Origin of the sequence: Haloferax sp. AB510 (genome assembly GCF_024136985.1) — an archaeon.
Classification (GTDB): Archaea; Halobacteriota; Halobacteria; order Halobacteriales; family Haloferacaceae; genus Haloferax.
Map to the genome: position 1 here is coordinate 1 of NZ_JAMYJY010000122.1, position 10,613 is coordinate 10,613.

Annotated in this window: 10 protein-coding genes and 2 pseudogenes; 4 read left to right on the forward strand and 8 right to left on the reverse strand. The window is 69.4% G+C overall.

Features of this window, described 5'->3' with window-relative positions; genetic code table 11:
* Nucleotides 1-222 (forward strand): annotated as a pseudogene (locus tag NKF06_RS17775) (halocyanin); the annotation flags it as partial.
* A 105-nt stretch (nt 223-327) separates the two neighbouring features.
* Here the strand turns inward: NKF06_RS17775 and NKF06_RS17780 are convergent.
* From NKF06_RS17780 to NKF06_RS17790, 3 genes are all read right to left on the reverse strand, one after another.
* Nucleotides 328-1,386, reverse strand: a complete 1,059-nt coding sequence (locus NKF06_RS17780) for a glycosyltransferase family 4 protein (RefSeq protein WP_253246170.1) — start codon at nt 1,384-1,386, stop codon at nt 328-330.
* A gap of 105 nt (nt 1,387-1,491) precedes the next feature.
* The gene (locus NKF06_RS17785) at nt 1,492-2,133 is read right to left on the reverse strand and encodes a DUF420 domain-containing protein (protein WP_058828044.1); all 642 of its coding nucleotides are present in this window, start codon (nt 2,131-2,133) and stop codon (nt 1,492-1,494) included.
* Nucleotides 2,134-2,224: 91 nt separating this feature from the next.
* Nucleotides 2,225-3,271, reverse strand: a complete 1,047-nt coding sequence (locus NKF06_RS17790) for an NAD(P)-dependent glycerol-1-phosphate dehydrogenase (protein ID WP_253246171.1) — start codon at nt 3,269-3,271, stop codon at nt 2,225-2,227.
* A 201-nt stretch (nt 3,272-3,472) separates the two neighbouring features.
* Here NKF06_RS17790 and NKF06_RS17795 point away from each other — a divergent pair, with 201 nt between their 5' ends.
* Nucleotides 3,473-4,345: a hypothetical protein gene (locus NKF06_RS17795; protein ID WP_253246172.1), complete on the forward strand. Its 873-nt coding sequence runs from the start codon at nt 3,473-3,475 to the stop codon at nt 4,343-4,345.
* Between the two features lie 27 nt (nt 4,346-4,372).
* Here the strand turns inward: NKF06_RS17795 and NKF06_RS17800 are convergent, their stop codons facing one another.
* The 4 genes from NKF06_RS17800 to NKF06_RS17815 form a co-directional block, all read right to left on the reverse strand.
* Nucleotides 4,373-5,020: a LysE family transporter gene (locus NKF06_RS17800; protein ID WP_253246176.1), complete on the reverse strand. Its 648-nt coding sequence runs from the start codon at nt 5,018-5,020 to the stop codon at nt 4,373-4,375.
* 125 nt (nt 5,021-5,145) lie between these two features.
* Nucleotides 5,146-5,847: a TMEM165/GDT1 family protein gene (locus NKF06_RS17805; protein WP_058828041.1), complete on the reverse strand. Its 702-nt coding sequence runs from the start codon at nt 5,845-5,847 to the stop codon at nt 5,146-5,148.
* Entirely contained in the window at nt 5,844-6,539 is a 696-nt protein-coding gene (locus tag NKF06_RS17810; protein ID WP_049913377.1) for a metal-dependent transcriptional regulator, read from the reverse strand. Before NKF06_RS17810 ends, NKF06_RS17805 begins: the two co-directional genes overlap by 4 nt.
* 84 nt (nt 6,540-6,623) lie before the next feature.
* Entirely contained in the window at nt 6,624-7,793 is a 1,170-nt protein-coding gene (locus NKF06_RS17815; protein WP_253246173.1) for a threonine synthase, read from the reverse strand.
* Between the two features lie 94 nt (nt 7,794-7,887).
* Between NKF06_RS17815 and NKF06_RS17820 the strand changes: the two genes are divergently transcribed.
* Entirely contained in the window at nt 7,888-9,165 is a 1,278-nt protein-coding gene (locus tag NKF06_RS17820) for an NAD(P)/FAD-dependent oxidoreductase (protein ID WP_253246174.1), read from the forward strand.
* Between the two features lie 45 nt (nt 9,166-9,210).
* Here the strand turns inward: NKF06_RS17820 and NKF06_RS17825 are convergent, their stop codons facing one another.
* Nucleotides 9,211-9,903: a metallophosphoesterase gene (locus tag NKF06_RS17825; protein ID WP_253246175.1), complete on the reverse strand. Its 693-nt coding sequence runs from the start codon at nt 9,901-9,903 to the stop codon at nt 9,211-9,213.
* A 141-nt stretch (nt 9,904-10,044) separates the two neighbouring features.
* Between NKF06_RS17825 and NKF06_RS17830 the strand changes: the two are divergent.
* Nucleotides 10,045-10,613: pseudogene (locus NKF06_RS17830) on the forward strand (MarR family transcriptional regulator); the annotation flags it as partial.

Consider the following 10,613-nt stretch of genomic DNA (forward strand, 5'->3'; position numbering starts at 1 on the left):
TACCACTGCGTGCCGCACGAGGCGCTCGGCATGCTCGGCGCGGTCGCCGTCGGCGGCGACGTGCCGACCGTCACCACCGGCGGTGGCGGTGGCCCGAGTCTCCCGCAGGTCCCCGACAGCGCGAAGTCCCTCGGCGTGGCGACGACGTTCGCCATGGTCGCGACGCTCGGCCTCGCGTACTTCTTCATGAAGTACGGCGGCGACTACGACGTCCAGGACTGACGCGGTCGTCGCGCCTCTCGATTTTTACCAGTCACGAGCGGCCGCGCTCGCCGTGTTTGCCCGGATTCGGTCGCCGCCGCGACAGCCGCGGGCGCGGCGGCCGACTCAGAAGAAGCCGTAGTCGTCGCGCTCGGTCTCGTAGACCGACTCGTACTGTTCGATGACACGCCGGTAGTCGTAGCTCGCGAAGTCGTCGTCGACCGTCTCGTGGTCGTACCTGCGGGCGGCGACGATTTCGTCCGCGAGTTCCTGCGGACTCGTGACGAGCGACCCGCGCTCGCGGCCCTCGACGAGTTCGTGGGCCGACGAGCGGGCCTGATACTCGACGATGGAGACACAGCCGCAGGCGAGCGCCCACAGCAGATTCGTCGCGAAGGGTTCGACCGTCGCCGTCTGCGCGAAGACGTGCGCGCCCTTCATGATGGGCACCGCCTCGTCCGCGGAGAGTTCGCCGAGGAACTCGACGCGGTCGTCGATGCGGAGGTCGCGGGCGGTCTGTTCGGCCGTCGAGCGCTCGGGGCCGTCGCCGATGACGGCGGCGGACCAGTCCTTGTCGCGGAGCTCCGCGAGCGCGAGGAGGAAGCTCTCGACGTTCGCGTGCTCGTCGAGGTCGCGGGCGTACACCACGTCCGCGCGCTCCTCGGCGTCGGCGCTCCGGATGAGGTCCATGCTGATTGGCTCGGGGACGAGGTGGGTCGCGTCGACCGATGTGCCGAGTTCGCGGACCTGCGTGCGGACCATTTCGGAGGGAACCAAGACGGCGTTCGGAGCCTTCGCCGCCCGCCGGTAGGCCCGCGAGCCGCCGCGGTCGTCGCGGGTCCACCAGTCGGCGACGACCGGCGTCCGGAGGAACCGCGCTGCGGTCCTGACCGCCGCGACGTGCGACGGCGGGTAGCTCGCGACCTGAATCACGTCGGGAGAAACCTCGCGGAGGGCGAAGGGAACGCGGGAGGCGAAGCCGCCGACGGAGGGCGCGTCGGTCACGCGGTGATAGGTCACTCCGTCCTGTTTGAACTCGACGACATCGCCGTCCCACCACTTCGCACAGAGCACCGTCACCTCGTGGTCGCGCTCGGCGAGGAGTTCCGCCGTCCGTCGGAGCCGTCTGGTCGCTCCCGTCTCCTCGTGGTGCGTCGTGTACATCGAGACGAGCGCGACTCGCATATTCGCCGCCACTACGCCGCGCAATAAAAATCCACAGTTTTCGAGGACGCGACCCGGGCGGCCGCCGGAGCGTCGAGAGAACGGAGCGCGGTCCGGCGACGCGATTCAGAGCCCGACGGCGGGGGCGACGAGCGCGCCCGCGGACTCGACGGCGGTGACCGTGTACTCCCAGCTGTAGATGTGGTTGAGAAGCAGGTACGTCACGACCCCGAGGGCGAGCGAGACGAGCCACGCGCCGGCCGCGATGCGGCCGACCTTCCGGTGGGGCGTCTCGGTCCGGAGTTCGCGCTCTGAGTGGGTTATCCCGAGGATGAGCGCGTAGAGGACGACCGGCACCGAGACGATAGAGAGGATGATGTGAATCGCCAGCATCGCCAGATACGGGTAGTACGCGAACGCGGGGCCGACGAACTCCTTGGTGCCGCCGCCGCCGATTTTCGCGAGGTACATCACGAGGAAGACGAGGATGAGGCCGAACGACGTGACCATCGCGGCCGCGTGCTTCTTGACCTCGTCGCGGCGAATCCAGCGCCAGCCCGCCGCGATGACGAGGACGTTCACCGTGTTCACGACGGCGATGGCGTCGGAGAGGACGTTCACCTGTGGGAGCGACAGGTCGGGAAAGACCCTGCCGGGGACGACGCCGAGGAAGGTCCCGATGACGAGGGCGTACCCGACGACCGAGAGGACGGCGGTCGCGGCCGCGGGGTGTTCCTTCAGGGGGTTGTCTGCGCTCGCAGTTGCCATGGCCGGGCGTTGGGAAGACGGCGTATTCCGTCTTCGGGTTCCGGACGGGCTTCGAGGGGTGGACCCCCCGCCCACGGTGCGACCGACCGGGTTAGATGACGCCGGTGATGGTCGCGGCCTCGATGGCCGCCTCCTCGCTCACGCCGTTGCCGAGAATCGTGTAGCGGTCGCGAATCTCGTGGGCGGTCGTGAGCGCCTCGATAATCGTCTCGTCGTCGATGCCGAGTTCGTCCGCGGTCGTCGGCGCGCCCATCGTCGAGAGGGCGTCGCGGATGTCGGTCCACTCGCCGCGCGCGCCGCTGTGGAAGTACTCGGTCATGATGGAACCGACGCCGACCTGATGGCCGTGGAGGGCGCTCCCAGGAGCGATGCGGTCGAGCCGGTGCGAAAAGAGATGCTCCGCGCCCGACGCGGGCCGCGAGGAGCCGGCGATGGACATGGCGACGCCCGAGGAGACGAGCGCCTTCGTCACTATCCAGGCGGACTCTTCGAGCCCCGGTTTGATGGAGTCGGCGCTGCCGACGAGCATCTCGGCGGTCATCTGCGAGAGCGCGCCCGCGTACTCGGAGTACTCGACGTTCTTCAGGCGGTGGGCGAGTTCCCAGTCTTTGACCGCGGTGTAGTTCGAGATGATGTCGGCGCAGCCGGCGGTCGTGAGCTCCCACGGGGCCTCCGCGAGCAGTTCCGTGTCGGCGACGACCGCGAGCGGCGGGTCGGCGGCGACCGAGTGACGGGTGTCGCCCTCGGGAATCGACGACCGGCCCGAGACGATGCCGTCGTGGCTCGCCGCCGTCGGGACCGAGATGAAGCCGCAGTCGAGGCGGTCGGAGGCCATCTTCGCCACGTCGATGGGCTTACCGCCGCCGAGGGCGATGAGGTAGCCCGCGTCGGCCTCGCGCGCCGCGTCGACGACCGCCTCGACCGACTCGAAGCTCGCGCGGTCCAAGGAGACGGACGAAATGTCGTCGAACTGCTCGCGGACCCGGTCGCCGGCGATGCGGTTCGGCGACGGACTCGTGACGAGAAACGGGTCGCCCGAGAGGTACAACTCGTCGACCGCGGCCGAGAGGTCGTCGAGCACGCCGTGGCCCTGAAGCACGCTCCGGGGCAGCTTTATCCACGTCGATTTGTCGAACATACGCGGAAATCGGCCACGGCGGTTCATAGTGTTTCTCGTCTCGGTGGCCCGAACCCCGCCGGCTCGGCCACCCCGTCCGCGAGACTGTCGCCCGGTTTCGGTCGCCTCGTGGGACAGTATCTCAACATACCTGACCGTAGTTTGATTTATCACGTTTCGCTTCGCACGAAAGACACCCGCAGACGAGCGGGTAGACAACCCATGGCACACAGACGGCAGTTCCTCGCGACGACAGCAGCAGCGCTCTCCGGACTCGCGGCCCTCGGAAGCGGCCCCGCGGCCGCCGCGTCGGTCCCCCACGTCTCGACGCGCGACCACTTCGACGACGACGGCTCGCTCGCGTCCGGTCACACCGCCCGCGGCTACGTCACCTCCGGCGACGTGCCCGGCGTCGACGCCGGGTGCGCCTCCGACCTGACCGTGTTCGTCCACGGCTGGGACAAGGACGGCGACGACCCCGAGGCGGCCGCCCTCGACAAGATTGCGTTGGCCGACGCCGAACTCTCCGCCGCCGGCTACGGCGGCACGGTCGTCGGCTACACGTGGGACAACGACAAGGGCGGTGGCTGGGACTACGGCTGGGCCGAATCGCAGGACATCGCCCAGGCGAACGGCCGCAAACTCGCGCAGTTCGCCGTCGACCTCAAGGCGGCCTGCCCGGGCGCGACGCTCCGATTCGCCAGCCACTCGCTCGGCGCGCAGGTCGTCTTCAGCGCGCTCCGCACGCTCGACGGCCGGAGCGACTGGACTGACCCGGGCCACGAGGTGGCGACCGTCCACCCGTTCGGGGCCGCAACGGACAACGAAGTCCCCGGAAAAGAGGAGGGCCGGGCCACCTACGAGGCCATCCGCGACCGAACCGGCCACGTTCACAACTACTACAACGAGGCCGACGACGTGCTCCAGTGGGTGTACAACACCATCGAGTTCGACCAGGCACTCGGCGAGACGGGCCTCGAAGACGGTGACACGCCGCCCGCGAACTACACCGACCACGACGTGGAGAGCCAGGTCGGCGACGACCACAGCAACTACCTGAACACGATTGCCGACGACATCGTCGGCGACATGTAGCGGCTCAGAAACTCATTTTTCCGCGCGTCAGAGCACGAGCGACTGCACCGCGTCCCAGATGAAGACGACGCCGAACCCGCCGAGAACGACGGCGCTGACGGCGGCGACGGCGGGCGCGAAGGAGTCGACGCGCTGTTCGGCCGCGACGAGCGCCGCGGGGAAGCCGGTCACCCAGACCGCGATACCGCCGAAGAAGCCGAGGATGAGCGCCGGGCTGCCCGTCTCCACGACGAGGAGGTTCGACAGCGACGCGCCGAGATAGGGCGTGTGAGCGAGCACATCCACGGTGCCGGTCTCCAGCAGGCCGACGCCGATGGTGAGCCAGAACAGAATCTGGTAGGGGTTCGTCAGCGCCAGCACGAACGCCTTCGTGAAGCCCGCGCTGTCCTCGTCGGGGTCGGCGGCCTCGCGGAACGTGGTGTCCATCTCCTGTGCCGCGCCGTAGGCGAAGTAGAGCATGAGGACGCCGCCGGCACCGACCATGACGGCCTGCGCCGTCGGGAACTGCTCGACGAACGCGACCAGCCCGAGCGCCGCGAGGACGAAAAACAGCGCGTCGGCACTCATCGCACCGAGGCCGGCGCGAGCGCCCGCGGTCCACCCGCGGACGACGCTCTCCTCGGCGATGACGGCGTTCATCGGACCGGGCGGCGCGGCGAGCGCCAGCCCGAACACCAACCCGGCACCCAAGGACGGAAGGAGGGTAGACATGGCTCTCTCTTGGGCGCGATGCCGTGAAAAATGGCGCGGAAGCGACGGCGTAGGGGTTCAGCCCCTCGAACAGAGAGTCTGTCGCCCGGTCAGACCAGCGCGAGGACCGCGTCGCTGACGGTGCCGACGAGCGTCTCCCAGATGGAGAAGCCGGTGGCGATGGCGAGCAAGGTATCGATGGCGAAGAAGCCGAACAGGGCGGCCGCGCCGAGGTACGCCTTGCGCGTGTCGAACCGGTGGGAGAACCGGTGGAAGAAGTACGCGTTGGCGATGCTCACGGGGATGATGGCGAGCATCTCGCCCACCCAGATGGCAGAGGTTGCGCCGTACTGCACGGCCAACCCGATGGTGATGAACTGGGTCTTGTCGCCGAACTCGCCCGCGGCCATCATGGCGAAGATGGGCAGAAAGCCGCCGAAGCCTTGCGTCGACAGTTCGCGGCCGAACACCGTCGGCGCGTCGTCGAACCCGGAGACGCCGCCGTCGGTGGTCGCGACCTCGCTCCCCGCGGACGCATCGGGCGCAGCGCGATAGAGCAACACCGCGAACGTGGCGAACAGGACGGCGGTGATGGCGTCGAGCATGGCCGGCGGGAGCGCGCTCTTGAGCGCCTGCCCGAGCATGATTTCGAGCGCCGTCCAGATGGCGAACGCCGAGCCCGCGGCCGCGACGACGACCTTCGGGTCGAAGCGGGTCGAGAGGCCCGCGATGATGAACTGTCCCTTCTCGCCCGGCAGGACCGCAAGTTGGGAGACGAGGGCGATAACGAGAATCTCCCACCAGCCGGTCACGCCGGCGACACCTCCTCGCTACTCGGCTCGTCGGGCGGGCGGACGCGAATCGTCCGGGCCACGGACTCCGGGAGGCTCTGCTCGCGACCGTCGTCACCGACGCGCACCGTCACCATCCCGAAGGGGGCGATGTCGGTCACTTCGATGGTCGTCCCGGGCGTGACACCGGCCTCGGAGAGGTACTCCAACTCCGCGGGGTCGCGGTCGCTGACGCGGGCGACCACGAGGCGGTCGCCGACCTCGCACTCGGAAAGCGCCGACAGGCCCGAGGAGTCCGGCGGCGTGAGGTCGGCGCTCGGGATGGGGTCGCCGTGGGGGTCGACCTCGGGCTCGCCGAGGGCGGCCGCGACCCGCTTTTCGAACTCCTCGCTGATGTGGTGTTCGAGCGCGTCGGCCTCGTCGTGGACCTCGCTCCACGAGTAGTCGAGGTGCTCCGTGAGATACGCCTCCAAGAGGCGGTGGTGGCGGAGGACTTCGAGCGCGACGGTCTCGCCTTCCGTGGTCAGTTCGACGCCTTTGTACTTCTCGCGGTCGACCAGCCCGCGGTCTTCGAGCTTGCCGACCATGCTCGTCACGGTCGGCGGCGTCTTCCCGAGGTACTCCGCGATGTCGGAGGTCGAAACCGGCGGTCCCTGCTCCATCTGGAGCGTGTAGATAGCCTTCAGATAGTCCTCCATCACGTCGCTCAACATACCACGGATTAGATGTGTCTAAAGTAAAAGTCTGGTGGAGGCAACGAGGACGTTCGAGCAGGGGACCAGCCGGTTGTGTGACTCTCAGACGCCCTGTCCCATCAGGTGACTGCGGAGGATATCGGCGTTCTTCGTTCCGGACTCGGTGTTGACGACGACGACCGTGTCGTCCTCGTCGAACTCGTCCGCGAGTTCCCACGCGCCGGCGAGCGCGACGCCGCCCGCGGGGCCGACTTCGACGCCGGCGGTCTGGGCGGCGGTGACGGCGGATTCGAGCGCGTCGTCGTCGCTGACGGCGACAGCCGCGCCGCCGGACTCGCGGACGGCGCGGAGCGCGAGCGACCCGCCCGCGGGATCCGGAATCTCCAGTTCGCCGACGATGGTGTCCGGGTGGTTCCACGCCTCGTGGTCGTCGCTGTCGGCCTCCCACGCGGTGGTGACAGGCGAGCACCCGACCGACTGCGCGGCGACGAGTTTAGGCACCGACTCGACCAGTCCGAGTTCGACGAGGTCGGAAAAGCCCTTGTAGACGCCGTAGGCGAGTTCGCCGGTCGAGACGGGGACGACGACCCAGTCGGGGACCGCCCAGTCGAGGCGTTCTGCGACCTCGTAGGCGATGGTCTTCGCGCCGTCGTGGCGGTAGGGGTTGTCGAACTCCTGCAGGGAGTACCAGTCGCTCTTGAGCTGTTCGTGGAGCGCGGAGAGCGCCGCGGGATAGCGCCCGCCGACGACCTTCATCTGGCCGCCGTGGACGTTCACCATGGCCTTGTTCGGGAACGGCGTCCGCGAGGGGACGAAGCCGTAGGAGCGAGCGTCCACGAGGCCCGCGTAGGAGGCCGCCGACTGCGCGCCGTTGCCGGGCGAGGCGTGCGCGACGACCTCGGCGTCGGCCTCGCGCGCGGCGGTGACGGCGAGCGAGAAGCCGCGGTCGAGGAACGTCCCGGTCGGATTGCGGCCCTCGTCCTTGATGAGGAAGGAGCCGACGCCGGCCTCCTCGCCGAGCGCGTCGGCCGCGACGAGGGGTGTCGCGCCCTCGTTGGCCGTCACCGGCTCCGCGAAGGGAAGCAGTTCGCGGTAGCGCCACATCGTGTCGAAGGGGCGCTCGGCGAGCGTCTCGGCGTCCCACTCGACCGCGTCGAGGTCGTAGGTGGGGTCAAGCGGCGCGCCGGCGTCGCTCGCGCCGGTCGCGTCCGCGTCGTACTCGTCGCCGGTCTCCGTGCACACCAGCCCGGAGAAGGTGTCGGACGTCTGCATGGGCGGGGCTTACGGGGGGAGGGACTAAGCCCTTCCCGTCGGCCGATGGCCGCCACCCGTAGCGGCTTTGTGTCGCCCGTCCGAGAGACGAGATATGGACGATAGCCACATCGCGGTGGTCGGCGCGGGCCTCGCGGGCCTCGTCGCCGCGCGACACCTCGCCGCCGACGGGGCCGACGTGACCGTCGTAGAGCGGCGCGACGACGTCGGCGGGCGGGTCCGGACCCGGACGAAAGACGGCTTCACGCTCGACCGCGGGTTTCAGGTCCTCTTCACCGACTACCCCGCGGTCCGGCGGGAACTCGACCTCGACGCCCTCGACCTCCGGCGGTTCACGCCCGGCGCGACCATCTGCCGGCCGAGCAGACGCGCGGTCCTCTCGGACCCCTTCCGCGACATCGGGAGCCTGTTCGAGTCCGTCCGCAACCCCGAGGTGACGACGAGCGACAAGCTCCGGACGCTGGCGCTCAGACAGGACGTGAGCACCCGCGACGAGGAGGGAATCTTCGCCTCGACGGACCGGAGCATCCGGTCGTACCTCCGCGACTGGGGCTTCTCCGAGGACTACATCGAGCACTTCGTCGCGCCCTTCTACGGCGGCATCACGCTCGACCGCTCGCTCTCGTCGTCGAAGCGGGTGTTCGAGTACACCTTCAAGATGCTCTCGACGGGGAGCACCGCGGTCCCCGCGGCGGGGATGGGGGCAGTTCCCGAGCAACTCGCCGCCGCCGCCCGCGACGAGGGCGCGACCGTCCGCCTCGGCGAGCGCGTCGAGTCGGTCCAGTCCGACGGCGACGGCGCGGTCGTCACCACGGGACGCGAGTCGCTCGAAGCCGACGCGGTCGTCGTCGCCACCGACCCCAAGGAGGCACGCCGACTGACCGGCGTCGGATCGATTCCGACCGAGGCACACGGCTGCGTCACCCAGTACTACACGCTTCCGAGCGGGGGCGGCCTCGACGCGGGCAAGCGTATCATGCTCAACGCGCCGAGTCCCGACCCCAACACGGTCGTTCCCCTCTCGACCGTCGCGCCGGAGTACGCCCCGCCGGGCACGGAACTCCTGAACGCGACGTTCCTCGGCGCGGCCGCGCAGGACGAGTCCGAGGAGGAACTGTTCGAGAAGACCCGCCGGACGCTCGAAGCGTGGTACCCCGAGCGCTACTTCGACGACCTCGAACTGCTCCACACCGACTACATTTCCTTCGCGCAGTTCGCCCAGCCACCGGGGGTCCACGAGTCGCTTCCGGACGCCCGCGACGCTCCCGGTCGCGCGTACCTCGCCGGCGACTACACCACGTGGTCGTCGATTCAGGGCGCGATGCGGAGCGGGAAGGAGGCCGCCGACGCCGTCCGCGACGAACTCTCGTAATCGCGCGCTCGCCGTCGCTTTTCGATTCATCGTCTACTTCGACAGTCAGAGCAAGCGTCGTAGCTTCCCCAGCGGCGGGAACGTGAGCGTCTCGCCCGTCTCCGCGTCGCGGACGAGCGGCCTGAAGTCGTCGGCGTCGGTGAGGAGCGGCGACTGGAAGTCGGACGCGCGCATCCGGTTGACTTCGACCCCGGCCGCGAAGCGGGTGAACGCCGGGAGCATCAGCACGTCGCCGCCGCGGTAGGCGTCGGGGGCGTAGAGGACGCAGGGCCGCCGCCGACCCTCGATGGAGAGCGTTGGGTGGTCGTGGCCGACGACGTAGCGCTCGGCGTCCCCGTCGGGTTCGCGGTGGCCGTGGCAGACGAGCGTCCCATCGGCGAGGCGGTACTCGTCGTGCACGTCGCCCGACCAGACCTCCGCGAGCATCGTGTCGTGGTTACCGGCGACGAACACCGGGTCGGCACCGGCGTCGTCGCACGTCTCCGCGAGGGCTTCGAGCGCCGCGACGTGGCGTTCTGAGACGTGGTCAAACCGGTGGAGCACGTCGCCGGCGAAAACGACCTCGTCTGGCGCGAACTCGGCACAGTAGGCTCGCAGGCGCTCCGCGAGGTCGGTTCCCTCGCCGAGCGGGAAATCGACCGCCGAGGCGTCCGCTCGGCCGACGTGCAGGTCCGCGAGGACGAGCGCGTCGGCGTCGGGGAGAAAAAGAGCCCGCTCGCGGACGGAGACGCGTGTCACGACCGAGTGGACGGCCCTCGAAGACAAATCTCCACCGGAGGTGCACGCCGCGCCGAGAGCCGGCGAGCGGGCGGCGAAACCGGGGGCGGTGCCGCCGTCGGAGCAGGGGCCTTTTTAATCGGTGCGTCCCACGTTCGGCACATGAGCGGCGCACTGGAGGACAAGCGCACCGCGACCCGCTTTCGCATCCTCGCCGAGATAGCCGACCGGCAGCCGGCGGTGAGTCAGGGCGAAATCGCCGAGGCGGTCGGGGTGACGAGTCAGGCGGTCTCCGAGTACATCCGCGACCTCGTCGAAGACGGGCTCGTCGAAAAGCAGGGCCGGTCGCGCTACCGCGTGACGAAAGAGGGCGTCGACTGGTTGTTTCAGGAGGCGCGCGCCCTCCAGCGGTTCGCCGAACACGTCACCGACGACGTGCTGGAGAGCGTCAACGAGGACGCCGCAATCGTCACCGACGACGTGGCGGCCGGCGACACGGTGACGCTGTCGCTCCGCGACGGCCTGCTCCACGCCACGCCCGGCGACGACGGCCCGGCCATCGGCGTCGCTACCACCGACGCCGAGGAAGGCGACGCGGCCAGCGTCACCGGCTTCGAGGGCGTCATCGAGATGGAACCCGGCTCGGTCCGCGTGCTGCAGGTGCCGCCCGCCGCGACTCGCCGAGTCTGACGCGGTCGATGCGGACGCGCTCGCGGCGGCGTGTGACGACG